Source organism: Streptomyces sp. NBC_01171 (assembly GCF_045039805.1).
Classification (GTDB): Bacteria; Actinomycetota; Actinomycetes; order Streptomycetales; family Streptomycetaceae; genus Streptomyces.
Genome location: NZ_CP108609.1, coordinates 3,576,793 through 3,591,741, shown reverse-complemented (window position 1 = coordinate 3,591,741; position 14,949 = coordinate 3,576,793). Strand labels below are relative to the sequence as shown.

15 protein-coding genes are annotated in these 14,949 nt (G+C 73.0%); 13 read left to right on the top strand and 2 right to left on the bottom strand.

What is annotated here, in order from left to right; all coding sequences use genetic code 11:
* The first annotated feature begins 109 nt into the window (after positions 1–109).
* From OG448_RS16605 to OG448_RS16580, 6 genes are all read left to right on the top strand, one after another.
* Positions 110–904 carry a winged-helix domain-containing protein gene (locus tag OG448_RS16605; RefSeq protein ID WP_405554690.1) on the top strand — a complete coding sequence of 265 codons (795 nt, stop codon included), beginning with the start codon at positions 110–112 and terminating at the stop codon, positions 902–904.
* Positions 905–1,010: 106 nt separating this feature from the next.
* Positions 1,011–2,036 (top strand): LacI family DNA-binding transcriptional regulator, encoded by a 1,026-nt coding sequence (locus tag OG448_RS16600; protein ID WP_405554688.1) that lies wholly within the window; start codon positions 1,011–1,013, stop codon positions 2,034–2,036.
* Between the two features lie 101 nt (positions 2,037–2,137).
* Complete coding sequence (locus OG448_RS16595; RefSeq protein WP_405554686.1) at positions 2,138–3,172, top strand: S1C family serine protease; 1,035 nt, start codon at positions 2,138–2,140, stop codon at positions 3,170–3,172.
* A gap of 69 nt (positions 3,173–3,241) precedes the next feature.
* Positions 3,242–3,475: a hypothetical protein gene (locus tag OG448_RS16590; protein ID WP_405554684.1), complete on the top strand. Its 234-nt coding sequence runs from the start codon at positions 3,242–3,244 to the stop codon at positions 3,473–3,475.
* Between the two features lie 90 nt (positions 3,476–3,565).
* Positions 3,566–4,300 carry a response regulator transcription factor gene (locus OG448_RS16585; protein ID WP_405554682.1) on the top strand — a complete coding sequence of 245 codons (735 nt, stop codon included), beginning with the start codon at positions 3,566–3,568 and terminating at the stop codon, positions 4,298–4,300.
* Positions 4,301–4,308: 8 nt separating this feature from the next.
* Positions 4,309–5,754, top strand: a complete 1,446-nt coding sequence (locus OG448_RS16580) for a sensor histidine kinase (RefSeq protein ID WP_405554680.1) — start codon at positions 4,309–4,311, stop codon at positions 5,752–5,754.
* Here the strand turns inward: OG448_RS16580 and OG448_RS16575 are convergent.
* Complete coding sequence (locus OG448_RS16575; protein WP_405554678.1) at positions 5,751–7,370, bottom strand: ABC-F family ATP-binding cassette domain-containing protein; 1,620 nt, start codon at positions 7,368–7,370, stop codon at positions 5,751–5,753. The two genes, OG448_RS16580 and OG448_RS16575, sit on opposite strands and share 4 nt — an antisense overlap.
* Positions 7,371–7,459: 89 nt before the next feature.
* Between OG448_RS16575 and mshD the strand changes: the two genes are divergently transcribed.
* From mshD to OG448_RS16540, 7 genes are all read left to right on the top strand, one after another.
* A complete protein-coding gene (mshD, locus tag OG448_RS16570; RefSeq protein WP_405554676.1) occupies positions 7,460–8,386 on the top strand; it encodes a mycothiol synthase in 927 nt (308 codons plus the stop codon).
* A gap of 103 nt (positions 8,387–8,489) precedes the next feature.
* Positions 8,490–8,876, top strand: a complete 387-nt coding sequence (locus OG448_RS16565; protein ID WP_161199926.1) for a GntR family transcriptional regulator — start codon at positions 8,490–8,492, stop codon at positions 8,874–8,876.
* The gene (locus OG448_RS16560; RefSeq protein ID WP_405554674.1) at positions 8,873–9,757 is read left to right on the top strand and encodes an ABC transporter ATP-binding protein; all 885 of its coding nucleotides are present in this window, start codon (positions 8,873–8,875) and stop codon (positions 9,755–9,757) included. Before OG448_RS16565 ends, OG448_RS16560 begins: the two co-directional genes overlap by 4 nt.
* The gene (locus tag OG448_RS16555) at positions 9,754–10,710 is read left to right on the top strand and encodes an ABC transporter permease (protein ID WP_405554672.1); all 957 of its coding nucleotides are present in this window, start codon (positions 9,754–9,756) and stop codon (positions 10,708–10,710) included. Before OG448_RS16560 ends, OG448_RS16555 begins: the two co-directional genes overlap by 4 nt.
* Positions 10,711–10,932: 222 nt before the next feature.
* Entirely contained in the window at positions 10,933–13,185 is a 2,253-nt protein-coding gene (locus tag OG448_RS16550) for an RNA degradosome polyphosphate kinase (protein ID WP_405554670.1), read from the top strand.
* On the top strand, positions 13,166–14,200 hold the full coding sequence (locus tag OG448_RS16545) for a CHAD domain-containing protein (RefSeq protein ID WP_405554668.1): 1,035 nt from the start codon (positions 13,166–13,168) through the stop codon (positions 14,198–14,200). The genes OG448_RS16550 and OG448_RS16545 overlap by 20 nt, the downstream gene beginning before the upstream one ends.
* A gap of 15 nt (positions 14,201–14,215) precedes the next feature.
* Positions 14,216–14,647: an NUDIX hydrolase gene (locus tag OG448_RS16540; RefSeq protein ID WP_405554666.1), complete on the top strand. Its 432-nt coding sequence runs from the start codon at positions 14,216–14,218 to the stop codon at positions 14,645–14,647.
* Positions 14,648–14,674: 27 nt separating this feature from the next.
* On the opposite strand, the gene OG448_RS16535 is transcribed toward OG448_RS16540, so the two are convergent.
* Complete coding sequence (locus tag OG448_RS16535; protein ID WP_405554664.1) at positions 14,675–14,839, bottom strand: hypothetical protein; 165 nt, start codon at positions 14,837–14,839, stop codon at positions 14,675–14,677.
* Between the last annotated feature and the right edge of the window lie 110 nt (positions 14,840–14,949).

The window sequence follows — 14,949 nt, the reverse complement described above, 5'->3', positions numbered from 1 at the left end:
GGGCTATTCTGCTGGGCAGAGGACTCGGGCAGTGAAGCCCCCGAGTCCTTTTGTGCTTTCGGTACCGCACCGGACGCGTCCTCGCAGGGACCGAGGAGGAACCAGACGTATGAGTTCGCTGCTGCTCCTGACCAACGCCCTCCAGCCGTCGACGGAGGTGCTCCCCGCCCTCGGCCTGCTGCTGCACAACGTGCGGGTCGCCCCGGCGGAGGGCCCCGCTCTCGTCGACACCCCCGGCGCCGACGTCATCCTCGTCGACGGCCGCCGCGACCTCCCCCAGGTGCGCAGCCTGTGTCAGTTGCTGCGTTCCACCGGGCCGGGCTGTCCGCTCGTCCTGGTGGTCACCGAGGGCGGGCTCGCCGCCGTCACCGCCGACTGGGGCATCGACGACGTACTGCTGGACACCGCCGGCCCGGCCGAGGTCGAGGCCCGGCTCCGGCTCGCCATGGGCCGCCAGCAGCTCGTCACCGATGACTCCCCCATGGAGATCCGCAACGGCGACCTCTCCGTGGACGAGGCCACCTACTCCGCGAAGCTCAAGGGCCGGGTGCTCGACCTGACCTTCAAGGAGTTCGAGCTGCTGAAGTACCTGGCCCAGCACCCCGGCCGCGTCTTCACCCGCGCCCAGCTCCTCCAGGAGGTCTGGGGCTACGACTACTTCGGCGGCACCCGCACCGTGGACGTACATGTACGGCGGCTGCGGGCCAAGCTCGGCCCGGAGCACGAGTCGCTGATCGGCACCGTCCGCAATGTGGGATACCGCTTCGTCACCCCGGAGAAGCCCGACCGGGCCGCCGAGGAGGCCCGTGCCGAGGCCCGGCGGGCCGCGTCGGGGCGGGCAAAGGCGGCGGAAGGGGACACCTCCGCCGTCCGCGAGGACAGCGGGGTCGCGGCGGACGCTTAAAGCCGCTCGGGCCGGGGTAGTGCCAGGGCACCCCGGCTGTCTCCGGCCCGCGGTCCACGCCACGAATGCCCTGCCCAGAGCGGGTCAATCCGCGTAGACTCCGCGCGTGGCGAAGGTGACTCGGGATGACGTGGCACGGCTGGCGGGGACCTCCACCGCCGTGGTCAGTTATGTCATCAACAACGGACCCCGGCCGGTCGCTCCGGCCACGCGCGAGCGTGTCCTCGCGGCCATCCAGGAGCTGGGGTACCGCCCGGACCGGGTGGCCCAGGCGATGGCCTCGCGCCGTACCGACCTCATAGGTCTGATCATCCCGGACGCCCGCCAGCCCTTCTTCGGGGAGATGGCGCACGCGGTCGAACAGGCCGCCTCCGAGCGCGGGAAGATGGTCCTGGTCGGCAACACCGACTACATCGCCGAGCGCGAGGTCCACTATCTGCGGGCCTTCCTCGGCATGCGGGTCTCCGGTCTCATCCTCGTCTCGCACGCGCTGAACGACCAGGCCGCCGCCGAGATCGAGGCGTGGGACGCCCGCGTGGTGCTGCTGCACGAGCGCCCGGAGGCCATCGACGACGTCGCCGTCACCACCGACGACCTCGGCGGCGCCCAGCTCGCCGTCCGCCACCTGCTGGAGCACGGGTACGACTACGTGGCCTGCATGGGCGGCACCGCCGACACCCCGGCCGTGGGCGACCCGGTCTCCGACCACGTCGAGGGCTGGCGCCGGGCGATGGCCGAGGCGGGCCTGTCCACCGAGGGCCGCCTCTTCGAGGCCGCGTACAACCGCTACGACGCCTACCGGGCGGCGCTGGAGATCCTGGCCGGGCCGAACCGGCCGCCCGCGATCTTCTGCTCCACCGACGACCAGGCCATCGGCGTGCTCCGGGCCGCCCGCGAGCTGCGTCTGGACGTGCCGGGCGAGCTGGCGGTGGCCGGGTTCGACGACATCAAGGAGGCGGCGCTCGCCGACCCGCCGCTGACCACGGTGGCCTCCGACCGCCCGGCGATGGCCCGCACGGCGGTCGACCTCGTGCTGGACGACGGTCTGCGTGTGGCGGGCTCCCGCCGGGAGCGGCTGAAGACCTTCCCCTCCCGCCTCCAGGTCCGCGCAAGCTGCGGCTGCGCGGGCTGAACCCGCAGGTCACAAGGGTCTCATCGGAACCGAAGGCGGTTCTTCCGGGGTTCTCAGCCGGGCCTCAGGAAGCTCTCATGGTCGCGGGACATGCTCCTCGTATGACCGAGAGCACGCGCCGCATCGGCGGCCACGAGGACGAGCACCCGCAGGGAAGTACCGCACAGCCGTACGCGGCTTTCCCCGCGGCCGGCGTGCACCCCGAGTGGCCGCCCCCGCCGGCCCACGCCCCCACCGCGGGGCCGGTGCCCGGGCGGCGGCACAAGCGTCCCGGTGGCCCGGTCACGCTGCTCGCGGCGGTCGCGCTGGTCGCGGCCGCGGTCGGCGGAGGCACCGCCTACGCCTTCCAGCAGCTCACCGGGCACGGCACCACCGCCACCGACACGGCCACCCCGGTGGTCGCGGCCGGCAAGAAGGGCGACGTGGCGAACATCGCCGCGGCGCTCACCCCGAGCGTGGTCGAGGTCAACGCGACCCTCGCGAACGGCTCGTCCACCGGCTCCGGCGTGATCGTCAGCAGCGACGGCGAGATCGTCACCAACAACCACGTCGTCTCCGGCGCCTCCTCGGTGAAGGTGCGCACCAGCGACGGCACCAGCCGCACCGCCCGCGTGGTCGGCACCGACAGCTCCAAGGACCTGGCGCTGCTGAAAATAGAGAGGGCCTCGGGGCTCAAGGCGGCGCCGCTCGGCACCTCCTCGAGCGTCCAGGTCGGCGACACGGTCGTGGCGATCGGCTCCCCCGAGGGGCTGACCTCCACCGTGACCAGCGGCATCGTCTCCGCGCTGGACCGGGGCGTGACCGTCTCCACCGAGGACAGCCAGAGCGGCCAGGGACAGGGCGGCGACGAGCAGTGGCCGTTCCAGTTCGGCGGCCGTGAGTTCAACGGCGACACCGGTTCCTCCACCACCACCTACAAGGCCATCCAGACCGACGCCTCTCTCAACCCCGGCAACTCCGGCGGCGCCCTCATCGACGCCTCCGGCCGGGTGATCGGGATCAACTCCGCCATGTACTCCTCGGGTTCACAGGCTTCCTCGTCCTCGGACGCGGGCAGCATCGGACTCGGCTTCGCCATCCCCGTCGACACCGTCAAGGCCGACCTGGCGAAGCTGCGGGCGGGTTCCACGAGCTGACAGCACGTACCTGAGCACCAGCGCAGTACCGAGCAGCACCGAGCAGCACCGAGCAGCAGGGAGAACGTCATGATCAAGAACGTCTCGCACCAGGCCCCTGTCTCCGGACCGGCGAACGTCGCCCTCGCCCTCGAGGTGGCGCACGAGCTGCACACCCCCGACCCCACCCCCCGCCTGCCCGAGCTGCCCTCCCCCGCGCCCCAGCTGATGGGCCTGCGCACCTCCGCCGCCCGCCCGCACCGCCGCAAGGTGCCGCTGAACCGCCTCACCGCCCTGACCCGGCTCACCCCGGCCGGGGTCTGACCCCCCGGCCTCGGACGCCGCGGCGCCGAAACGTGCGAGGCTGAGAACCGCCCGTCCACGACCCACCGCACCCACGAGGTACCGCCAGCGATGAGCCCCGCCGAAGGCGACCGTGACCCCCAGCGCATCCTGATCGTCGACGACGAACCGGCCGTACGCGAGGCCCTGGAACGCAGCCTCGTTTTCGAGGGGTACGACACCCGGGTCGCCGTCGACGGAGCGGATGCGCTGGAGCAGGCCGGGGACTACCGGCCCGACCTGGTCGTGCTGGACATCCAGATGCCCCGCATGGACGGCCTGACCGCCGCCCGCCGCATCCGGAACACCGGGGACACCACCCCCATCCTGATGCTGACGGCCCGGGACACGGTCGGGGACCGGGTGACGGGACTGGACGCCGGGGCCGACGACTACCTGGTCAAGCCCTTCGAGCTGGACGAGCTGTTCGCCCGCATCAGGGCCCTGCTGCGGCGCAGCTCGTACGCGGGAAGCGTGTCCGCCGAGGCCCGCGAGGACGAGGCGCTCACGTTCGGCGACCTGCGGATGAACCTCGCCACCCGGGAGGTCCGGCGGGGCGAGCGGCCGGTGGAGCTGACCCGTACGGAGTTCACCCTGCTGGAGATGTTCATGGCGCACCCGCGCCAGGTGCTGACCCGTGAGCAGATCCTCAAGGCGGTGTGGGGCTTCGACTTCGAACCCTCCTCCAACTCCCTCGACGTGTACGTGATGTACCTGCGCCGCAAGACCGAGGCGGGCGGCGAGCCCCGGCTCGTGCACACCGTCCGGGGTGTCGGGTACGTACTGCGGCAGGGCGGCGCCGAGTGAGAAGGCTGATGCGCCGCTACCGGGCGCTGCCGATCCGGGCCCGGCTGGCCATGCTGGTCGCGGCGGCCGTCGCCTTCGCGGTGGCCGCGGTGTCGGTGACCTGCTGGTTCATCGTGCAGGGCAAGCTCTACAGCGAGATGGACGAGCGCCTCCAGAGCCTCGGCCGCCCGCTCAGCCCCGACCAGGTGACCACGCTGCTGCTGACCTGCCCGCAGTCCCCCGGCGCCGACGAGGGCCCGCCGTCCTTCCTCTACCTCCAGATCGTGACCGCCGAGGGCAAGACCTGCGTCACCCCGTTCTCCGAGGGCACGGTCAAGGCCACCGAAGCGGACGTGGCCGCCGCCCGTCACGCCACCCTCGGCCGGCGCACCCTGCGCGACGGCGTCGACTCCAAGGGCGACGACGTACGGGTGATGACCAGCGCCGTGCCGGTCGGCGGGGCGCCCGGTGGGCAGCCGTACCCCGAGGTCGCCGTGATGGTGGCCTTCTCCCTGAAGGACACCCAGCGCACCCTGAGCGACCTGGCGCTGATCCTGCTGCTCGTCTCCGGGATCGGGGTCGTGGGCGCGGGCGTGGCCGGGCTCGCCGTGGCGCGGGCCGGGCTCCGGCCGGTGGACAAGCTGACCGAGGCCGTCGAGCACGTGGCCCGCACCGAGGACCTGGCCGTCCGCATCCCGGTGGCCGAGGACAGCGACGACGAGGTGGCCCGGCTCTCGAGGTCCTTCAACTCGATGACGACCGCGCTGGCCGGGTCCCGCGACCTCCAGCAGCAGTTGATCGCGGACGCCGGGCACGAGCTGCGCACCCCGCTCACCTCGCTGCGCACCAACATCGAGCTGCTGACCCGCAGCGAGGAGACCGGCCGCCCGATCCCCGCCGCCGACCGCAAGGCGCTGCTGGCCTCGGTGAAGGCGCAGATGACCGAACTGGCCGCGTTGATCGGGGACTTGCAGGAGCTGTCCCGCGCCGAGGGGCAGCGCGGGGAGCGCGTCCAGGTGTTCTCCTTCCAGGAGACCCTCGAGGAGGCGCTGCGCCGGGCCCGGCTGCGCGGGCCGGAGCTGACGATCACGGCGGACCTGGAGCCCTGGTTCGTCCGGGCGGAGCCCTCCGCGCTGGAGCGCGCGGTGGTCAACATCCTGGACAACGCGGTGAAGTTCAGCCCCGAGGGCGGCACGGTCGAGGTCGGGCTGACCGACGGCGTGCTGACCGTACGGGACCACGGTCCGGGCATCCCGGCCGATGAACTCCCCTACGTGTTCGACCGGTTCTGGCGCTCCCCCAGCGCCCGCGCGCTGCCCGGCTCGGGGCTGGGGCTGTCCATCGTGGCCCGTACGGTCCAGCAGGCGGGCGGCGAGGTGACGCTCGACCGCGCCCCGGACGGCGGCACGGTCGCCACCGTCCGGCTGCCGGGCGCGCCGACGCCCCCGCCGGAGACGTACCAGGAGCAGCCCTAGCGGGCGCGCTCCACGCGGCGTTCGTCCCACACCGGTTCCGGGGTCTCGCGGACCCGGCCGTCGGAGCCGAAGACCAGGAAGCGGTCGAAGGAGCGGGCGAACCAGCGGTCGTGGGTGACGGCCAGCACGGTCCCCTCGTACGCCTCCAGCGCCTCCTGGAGGGCCTCGGCGCTCTCCAGGTCGAGGTTGTCGGTGGGCTCGTCCAGCAGCAGGGCGGTGGTCCCGGCGAGTTCCAGCAGCAGGATCTGGAGCCGGGCCTGCTGGCCGCCGGAGAGCCGCTCGAAGTTCTGCTCGGCCTGCCGGTCCAGGCCGTAGCGGCGCAGGATCGACATGGCCGGGCCGCGTGCCTGGGAGTGCTCGGACCACAGGATGTCCAGCAGGGTGCGGCCGACCAGCTCGGGGTGGGCGTGGGTCTGTGCGAAGTGCCCCGGCACCACCCGCGCGCCGAGCTTCCACAGCCCGGTGTGCGCGATGTCGGCGCCGGCCAGCAGGCGCAGGAAGTGGGACTTGCCGGAGCCGTTGGAGCCGAGGACCGCGACCCGCTCGCCGTAGAACACCTCCAGGTCGAACGGTTTCATCAGCCCGGTCAGCTCCAGCGCCTCGCAGGTGATCGCGCGCACGCCGGTACGGCCGCCGCGCAGCCGCATCCGGATGTCCTGCTCCTTGGGCGGCTCAGGGGGCGGCCCGGCCTCCTCGAACTTGCGCAGCCTGGTCTGGGCGGCCGCGTACCGCGAGGCCATCTCGTGGCTGACCGAGGCCGCCTGCTGGAGGGTGACCACCAGCTTCTTGAGCTGGGCGTGCTTCTCCGCCCAGCGCCTGCGCAGCTCCTCGAAGCGGGCGAAGCGCTCGCGGCGGGCGTCGTGGTAGGTGGCGAAGCCGCCGCCGTGCACCCAGACGTCGGCGCCGCCCTCGGCGGGCTCCACGCTGACGATCCGCTCGGCCGAGCGGGCGAGCAGTTCCCGGTCGTGCGAGATGAACAGCACGGTCTTGCGGGTGGCCCGGATCTGCTCCTCCAGCCAGCGCTTGCCGGGCACGTCCAGGTAGTTGTCCGGCTCGTCCAGCAGCAGCACCTCGTCCTGGCCCCGGAAGAAGTACTCCAGCACCAGCCGCTTCTGCTCACCGCCGGACAGGGTGCGCACCTGGCGCCACTGGGCCTGGTCGTAGGGGATGCCGAGCGCGGCCGTGGTGCAGATGTCCCACAGGGTCTCCGTCTCGTACCCCTGGGCCTCGGCCCAGTCGGAGAGGGCCTGGGCGTACGCCATCTGCGCGGCCTCGTCGTCCACGGTCATGATCGCGTGCTCGGCCTCGTCGACCGCCTTCGCGGCCGTGCGGATGCGCTTCGGGGCGACGGAGACGAGGAGATCGCGGACGGTCGACTCGTCCCGGACGCCGCCGACGAACTGGGGCATCACCCCGAGTCCGCCGCTGACGCTCACCTTGCCGCCGTGCGCGTCGAGTTCGCCCGCGATGATCCTGAGCAGCGTCGTCTTGCCCGCGCCGTTCGGGCCGACCAGCGCGACGGCCGAGCCCTCGCCGACGCGGAACGACACATCACCGAGCAGCGCCCGCCCGTCCGGCAGGTAGTACTCGAGATGCGCGACGTCCAGATGTCCCATGGCCCGCATTCTCCCCGCTCGACCCCGCCGGGCGGAAACGGGATTTCCGAGCACCCGGCGCGGGCCGTGCGCGCCGTACCCTCGTACGCATGAGCAGCGACGACTCCGTACGGTCCTTCCCCGCCCGCTCCATCGAGACGCACGCCGCACTCACGCCGGGTCAGGCCGAGGCCGTGCTCGCACTCCTCGCCGAGGCCGCCCGCGCGGACGGGCAGCAGCCGGTGTCCGAGCAGGGCCGGCTGCAACTGCGCGGCGGCGCCCGCCCCGGCGTCTCCCACCTGCTGCTGTACGCCGGGGACGAACTGGTCGGCTACGCCCAGCTCGAGGACACCGACCCGGTGGAGGCACCCGCCGCCGAGCTGGTCGTGCGCCCCTCGCAGCGGGGACGCGGGCACGGGCGGGCGCTCGGCACCGCGCTGCTGGCCGCCTCCGGCAAGCGGCTGCGCGTCTGGGCGCACGGCGGCCACCCGGCGGCCCGGCACCTCGCCCAGGTGCTGGGGCTGACCCTGTTCCGCGAACTGCGTCAGATGCGGCGCCCGTTGACCGGCCTGGAGCTGCCCGACCCCGTCCTGCCCGAGGGCGTGACGGTACGGACCTTCGAGCCGGGCCGGGACGAGGAGGCGTGGCTCGCGGTCAACGCGGCCGCCTTCGCCCACCATCCGGAGCAGGGCTCGATGACCCGGCGCGACCTGGACGACCGGGAGAGCGAGGCGTGGTTCGACCCGGCCGGGTTCTTCCTGGCCGAGCAGGACGGCGAGCTGGTCGGCTTCCACTGGACCAAGGCGCACGCCGAGGAGCGGCTCGGCGAGGTGTACGTGGTCGGGGTGCGCCCCGGCCGCCAGGGCGGTGGCCTCGGCAAAGCTCTCACCACGATCGGCCTGCGCCACCTGGCCGGACGCGGCCTGCCCACCGCGATGCTCTACGTCGACGCGGACAACAAGGCGGCGGTGTCGGTCTACGAGCGGCTGGGCTTCACCACCCACGAGACGGACCTGATGTACCGCACGGAGACCTGAACCCTGAGGCACATCCGCTGAGTTGAGGGGCGCCCGGCTTGACGGGTGCCCCTCTTCTGCACCACCATTCCACTACTCAATTAGTGAAAGGGTGGTTCAACGCATGGTCGAATACCGCATCGACCGGCACAGCGGGGTCGCCACCTACGTCCAGATCGTCCAGCAGACCAAACAGGCCCTGCGCCTCGGACTGCTGCGCCCCGGTGATCAGTTGCCCACCGCCCGCGAAGTCGTGGAGGCCACCGCCATCAACCCCAACACCGTCCTGAAGGCGTACCGCGAGCTGGAGCGGGAGGGACTGGTGGAGGCGCGGCGCGGGATGGGCACGTTCGTCCGCCGCACGCTCGGCGCCGCCCCGGCCGACTCGCCGCTGCGGGCCGAGCTGGAGGAGTGGGCGGGGCGGGCGGTCCGGGCCGGGTGGGACCGGGACGACATGGCGGCCCTCTTCACGGCCGTCCTCGACAAGAACTTCCAGGGAGAACGTTCATGAGCGACACCGCGATCGAGGCCGTCGGCCTCGGCAGACGGTACGGCCGGCGGGGCGCCTGGGCGCTGCGCGACTGCGCGTTCCGGCTGCCCGCCGGGCGGGTGTGTGCCGTGGTGGGTCCCAACGGCGCGGGAAAGAGCACCCTGTTCGCCATCGCGGCCGGTCTCATGGCGCCCACCGAGGGCGAGTTGCGGGTCCTGGGCACTTCTCCGGCCGACGCCCGGCCCCGCGTGGGCTACGTCGCGCAGGCCAAGCCGCTGTATCCGCAGCTCACGGTCGCCGAGACGCTGCGCATGGGCGCCGACCTCAACCCCGGCCACTGGGACGCGGCCGGTGCGGAGCGGATCGTCGCCGGGGGCGACCTGGACCCCGGTGCCCGGACACGGTCCCTCTCCGGCGGCCAGCGCACCCGGGTCGCGCTCGCCCTCGCGCTGGGCAAGCGACCCGAACTGCTGCTCTTGGACGAGCCGATGGCCGACCTCGATCCCCTCGCCCGGCACGATCTGATGGGCGTGCTGATGGGCACGGCCGCCGAGCACGGCACCACCATCGCGATGTCCTCCCACGTCGTCGCCGAGGTCGAGGAGTCCTGCGACCACCTGCTGCTCATCGGCTCCGGCCGGGTGCGGCTGGCCGGCGACATCGGCGACCTGCTCGCCGCCCATCTGCGGGTCGCCGGGTCTGCCGAGGCCGACGGCCTGACGGGTCACACCGTCGTCGAGTCCCGTACCACCGGGCGCCAGCTCTCCGCACTGATCCGGCCGGTCGGCCCGCTCTCCGGAGACTGGCGCACCGGGCGGCCCACCCTGGAAGACCTCGTCCTCGCCCATCTGCGCGGCGCGGACGCGCCCGCGCTCACCCTGACCGAGGAGCGCGCCGCGTGAGCACCCTCTCCGTTTCCGCCCGCTGGACGTTCCGTCTGCACCGGTGGGCGCTGATCACCTGGGCGGCCCTGGTGGTCGTGGGCGTCGGGCTGCTGGTGTGGCTGGCGGGGCCGCTCATGGACCAGGCCGCGCGCGGCTGGCAGCAGCTCCAGGCGTGCCAGGAGAGCATGTGCACCGTCGACAGCGCGGCCATGGGCCGGTACTCCAACCTGTACGAGCTTCTGACCGACGCCATGTTCCTCATGCCGTTCCTCGTGGCCGCCTGGGCGGGCGCCACGCTGACCGCGCGGGAACTGGAATCCGGCACCGCGCTGCTGGCCTGGACCCAAGGCGTCACCCCGGCACGCTGGCTCGCGTCCCGGCTCGCCCTGCCGGCCGCGGCCGTCACGGCGGGCGCCGGCGTGCTGGTGGCCCTCCACCGGTACGTCTGGTCGGCGTCCGAGGACCGGGTGGACACACGCGCGGGCTGGTGGCTCCTGCGCACCTTCTACGCCAACGGCCCCGCCCTGGTCGCCGTCTGTCTGACCGCCCTGGCCGTGGGCGCGCTGACCGGTCTGCTGGTCCCGCGCACCCTGCCCGCCCTCGGCATCACCGTCGCCGCCACCGCGCTGCTGTTCACCGCCGCCCACTGGCTGATGCCGTACCTGTGGCCGTCGGTGACCGAGGTGTCGCGATTCCAGGACGGCTACCGCGGTCTGTACACCGGTGTCGAGCTCTCGCACGGCCTGGTCACCAGCGCCGGGGCGCACATCCCGGCCCCGGACTGCCACGCGACCAGCATGGACGTCTGCCGGCGGATCTACGAGCAGCACGGCGGCACCGGCTTCTACGTCACCTTCCACCCCGCCTCCCACTACTGGCCCCTCCAGCTCACCACCACCGCGGTCCTGCTGGTCGTGACCGCGCTGCTCACCGCCGCCTCCTTCGTGGTGCTGCGCCGCCGTACCGGCTGACCTCCGGGGGCGGCCCCGGCCCCTGCGGGCCGCCCCCCGATTTCCCGCACGTCATGTGCCCGTAACCCTTGATTCAGAACCGCTTGCGACCCTCGGGCGATGGAACCCGTGGCCCCCCACTTTCAGCCGCGGCCCGAGGGGGCCGAGGGCGGCGCGTGCGTTCCCGCGGATCACTTGAGAACAGACGCTGCCGTAACGCCCCTGGCGCGGAAGAATGGGTTCATGAGTCAGCGAGAAGCCCAGGTACCGGCCCATCCGTCCCCCGACGCCGCCCTGCGGCCGCAGCCCCCCGTGGGCTCGATCGCCGCCCACCGGCCGCACACGGTCGCGGCGACCGTCTCCGACCTGGAACCCGATCTCGACACCGACCTCGACGTGTACGAGGAGCGGGTCACGGACGGCGCCCCGCTGCCGCAGGGCCGCTTCCTGGACCGGGAGCGGAGCTGGCTCGCCTTCAACGAGCGCGTGCTGGAGCTGGCCGAGGACCCCACCACCCCGCTGCTGGAGCGCGCCAACTTTCTCGCGATCTTCGCCAGCAACCTGGACGAGTTCTTCATGGTCCGGGTGGCCGGTCTGAAGCGGCGTATCGCCACCGGGGTCGCCACCCGCTCCGCCTCCGGGCTCCAGCCCCGCGAGGTGCTGGAGATGATCTGGTCCCGCTCGCGCGAGCTGATGGCGCGGCACGCCGCCTGCTACCACGAGGACGTCGCCCCCGCGCTCGCGGAGGAGGGCATCCACCTGGTCCGCTGGAGCGAGCTGACCGACAAGGAGCAGGCCCGCCTGTTCACCCTGTTCCGGCACCAGATCTTCCCGGTGCTTACCCCGCTCGCCGTGGACCCCGCGCACCCCTTCCCGTACATCTCCGGGCTCTCGCTGAACCTGGCCGTGGTGGTGCGGAACCCGGTCAGCGGGCACAAGCACTTCGCCCGGGTGAAGGTGCCCCCGCTGCTGTCCCGCTTCCTGGAGAGCAGCCCCGGCCGGTTCGTCCCTCTGGAGGACGTGATCGGCGCGCACCTGGAGGAGCTGTTCCCCGGCATGGAGGTGCTGGAGCACCACGCCTTCCGGCTCACCCGCAACGAGGACCTGGAGGTGGAGGAGGACGACGCGGAGAACCTGCTCCAGGCGCTTGAGAAGGAGCTGATGCGGCGCCGCTTCGGGCCGCCGGTCCGCCTGGAGGTCGAGGAGGACATCGACCGCGAGGTGCTGGACCTCCTGGTGCGCGAGCTGAAGATCTCCGAGGCCGAGGTCTACCCGCTGCCCGGCCCGCTCGACCTCACCGGTCTCTTCCGCATCCACAGCCTGGACCGCCCGGAGCTGAAGTACCGCAAGTTCGTCGCGGGCACCCACCGGGACCTCTCCGAGGTGGAGTCCGCCTCCGCGCCGGACATCTTCGCCGCGCTGCGCCAGCGGGACGTGCTGCTGCACCACCCGTACGACTCCTTCTCCACCTCGGTGCAGGCGTTCCTGGAGCAGGCCGCGCAGGACCCGGACGTGCTGGCGATCAAGCAGACGCTGTACCGCACCTCCGGCGACTCCCCGATAGTGGACGCCCTGATCGACGCGGCCGAGTCCGGCAAGCAGGTCCTGGTGCTGGTCGAGATCAAGGCCCGCTTCGACGAGCACGCCAACATCAAGTGGGCGCGCAAGCTGGAGGAGGCCGGCTGCCACGTCGTTTACGGCCTGGTCGGGCTGAAGACGCACTGCAAGCTGTCGCTGGTGGTCCGCCAGGAGGGCGAGACCCTGCGCCGCTACAGCCACGTCGGCACCGGCAACTACCACCCGAAGACGGCCCGCCTGTACGAGGACCTCGGGCTGCTCACCGCCGACCCGCAGGTCGGCGCGGACCTCTCCGACCTCTTCAACCGGCTCTCCGGCTACTCCCGCCGCGAGACCTACCGCCGGCTGCTGGTCGCCCCCAAGTCCCTGCGGGACGGCCTGATATCGCGCATCGACAAGGAGATCCAGCACCACCGCGCGGGCCGCCCGGCCTTCGTCAGGATCAAGGTCAACTCCATGGTCGACGAGGCCGTCATCGACGCCTGCTACCGGGCCTCCCAGGCGGGCGTCCCGGTCGACATCTGGGTGCGCGGCATCTGCGCGGTACGGCCGGGTGTCGCGGGGCTCTCGGAGAACATCCGGGTCCGCTCGATCCTCGGCCGGTTCCTGGAGCACTCCCGGGTGTTCGCCTTCGGCAACGGCGGCGAGCCCGAAGTCTGGTTCGGCAGCGCCGACATGATGCACCGCAACCTCGACCGCCGGATCGAGGCGCTGGTCCGGGTCACCGACCCGAGCCACCGGGCGTCCCTCAACCGCCTGCTGGACACCGGCATGTCCGACACCACCGCCTCCTGGCACCTGGGCCCCGACGGCGAGTGGACCCGGCACGCGACCGACGCCGACGGACACCCCCTGCGCAACGTACAGGAGATGCTCATTGACGCCCGGAGGCGCCGGCGTGGCACCACGACACCCTGACCGTCCCCACCCGGAGACCGTCCCGGCCCCCACCGCCGGGACGGCCCCCACCGGGGACGACCTCGCCGTGTATCTCCGGGCGCAGGCAACGGAGTTCCTGCGCGCGCTGCGGGCCCAACGGGAGCACGGGACCGGGGCCGACGGTGCCGCCGACGCGGGGCGCGCGCTGCGCCGCTCCGCCCGCCGGATCAGCGCCGCCCTGCACACCTTCCGGGCCCTGCTGGACCCCGCCTGGGCCGACTCGATGCGGCCCGAACTGGCCTGGGTGTCGGGCACCCTGGCGCTGGAGCACGCACAAGAGGCCCGGCTGGACCGGCTGTTGCTCGCACTGCACCGGCTCTCCGGGTCGGCTCCCGCGCCGGTACGGGCCGTCGTGCACGCCGGCGCACCCGCGCCGGTGCCCGAGCGGGGCAGCCTCACCGTGGGTGCGGCCAAGGCGGGCGCGCTGCTGGAGCGCCGGCTCACCCTGGCCCGGACCCGGGCCCACTCCGCCGCGCTGGAGGCGCTGGGCTCCGCCCGCTTCCACGCCGTCGCCGACCGGGTCGCCCTGCTGGCCAGCGACGTCCCGCTGGCGCCGGGCGCCGCCACCGCCGACCTGGGCCCGCTGGCCGCCGCCGCCGAGGACCGCCTCGCCGGTGCCGTCTCCGTGCTGCCCCTGGTCACCGCCGGGGACCCCTACAACGCGCAGGCCCTGATCCACGGCCTCTCCCCCGACCCCGCCCCGCACCCCCAGGACGGCCCCTGGCACCAGGTGCGGCTCCTGCTCCGCCTGCACCGCTACGCCCGCGAGATCCCGCACACCGCCCCCGCCGACCCCCGTCTCCGCCCCGCCGCCGAGGCCCTGACCCGCCACCGCGACGCCGCCGAGGCCGCCGCCGAGGCGGCCCAGGCCGCCCGCACCCCCCGCATCGCCCCCGCCACCGCCTACGCCCTCGGTGTCCTCCACGCCGACCAACGCCACGAGGTGGAAGCCGCCCGGTTCACCTTCCAGCAGATCTGGCAACAGACGCCCTGACCCCGAGGAGCCCCCGTGCCCACCGGCCCCCACGCGCTCCCCAAACTCATCCGTGCCGCCGGCTGTGTCCTCTGGCGCCGTGCCCCCGGTACCGGCGCCCTGGAGGTGTGCCTCGTGCACCGGCCCCGGTACGACGACTGGTCGCACCCCAAGGGCAAGCTCAAGCGCGGGGAGTCCGCGAAGGAGGCGGCCGTGCGGGAGGTGGGGGAAGAGACGGGGTATTCGGCCGAGTTGGGGGCCGAGCTGCCGACGCTGCGGTATCCGGTCGACGGGCGCCCCAAGCAGGTGCGGTACTGGGCCGCCGAGGCCGTGTCCGGGGCGTTCACGCCCAACTCCGAGGTGGACCGGGTGGTGTGGCTGACGCCCGCCGAGGCGCGTACCCGGATCAGCCACCCCCGCGACCGCGATCTGCTCGACGCGCTCACCCAGCGGCTCGAACACCACTGAGAGCGCGGGCCGAAGAGGCGGGAGCGTTCACGCTCCCCCGAGGTGCCCCTCCGCGTCCGTCCGCGCCTGGCTGCGCGCCCGCCGGGCGGGACCCCGCCAGCCGCAACTGCACCGCGCCACACAGAAGCGCCCCTGCTCGGTCGTCTCCGTACGGTGTTCCCGCGCCCCCTCGGGGCCCTCCTTCGACGCCACGGCGCCACGCTACCGGCCGCGCGCCGGGGCGTGCGCGCACCCCTCCCTCTTCCTCCGGGGACGGGACAGCGCGTGACGGCACTCCCTACCCGTCGTTAACCGAACGACAG

Excerpts from the sequence above, each read along its gene's own strand:
- OG448_RS16605 (WP_405554690.1), top strand. The coding sequence starts at position 110 with ATGAGTTCGCTGCTGCTCCTGACCAACGCCCTCCAGCCGTCGACGGAG.
- OG448_RS16565 (WP_161199926.1), top strand. The coding sequence starts at position 8,490 with ATGGTCGAATACCGCATCGACCGGCACAGCGGGGTCGCCACCTACGTC.
- OG448_RS16580 (WP_405554680.1), top strand. The coding sequence starts at position 4,309 with ATGCGCCGCTACCGGGCGCTGCCGATCCGGGCCCGGCTGGCCATGCTG.
- OG448_RS16560 (WP_405554674.1), top strand. The coding sequence starts at position 8,873 with ATGAGCGACACCGCGATCGAGGCCGTCGGCCTCGGCAGACGGTACGGC.
- OG448_RS16585 (WP_405554682.1), top strand. The coding sequence starts at position 3,566 with ATGAGCCCCGCCGAAGGCGACCGTGACCCCCAGCGCATCCTGATCGTC.
- OG448_RS16575 (WP_405554678.1), bottom strand. The coding sequence starts at position 7,370 with ATGGGACATCTGGACGTCGCGCATCTCGAGTACTACCTGCCGGACGGG.
- OG448_RS16590 (WP_405554684.1), top strand. The coding sequence starts at position 3,242 with ATGATCAAGAACGTCTCGCACCAGGCCCCTGTCTCCGGACCGGCGAAC.
- OG448_RS16550 (WP_405554670.1), top strand. The coding sequence starts at position 10,933 with ATGAGTCAGCGAGAAGCCCAGGTACCGGCCCATCCGTCCCCCGACGCC.
- OG448_RS16595 (WP_405554686.1), top strand. The coding sequence starts at position 2,138 with ATGACCGAGAGCACGCGCCGCATCGGCGGCCACGAGGACGAGCACCCG.
- mshD (WP_405554676.1), top strand. The coding sequence starts at position 7,460 with ATGAGCAGCGACGACTCCGTACGGTCCTTCCCCGCCCGCTCCATCGAG.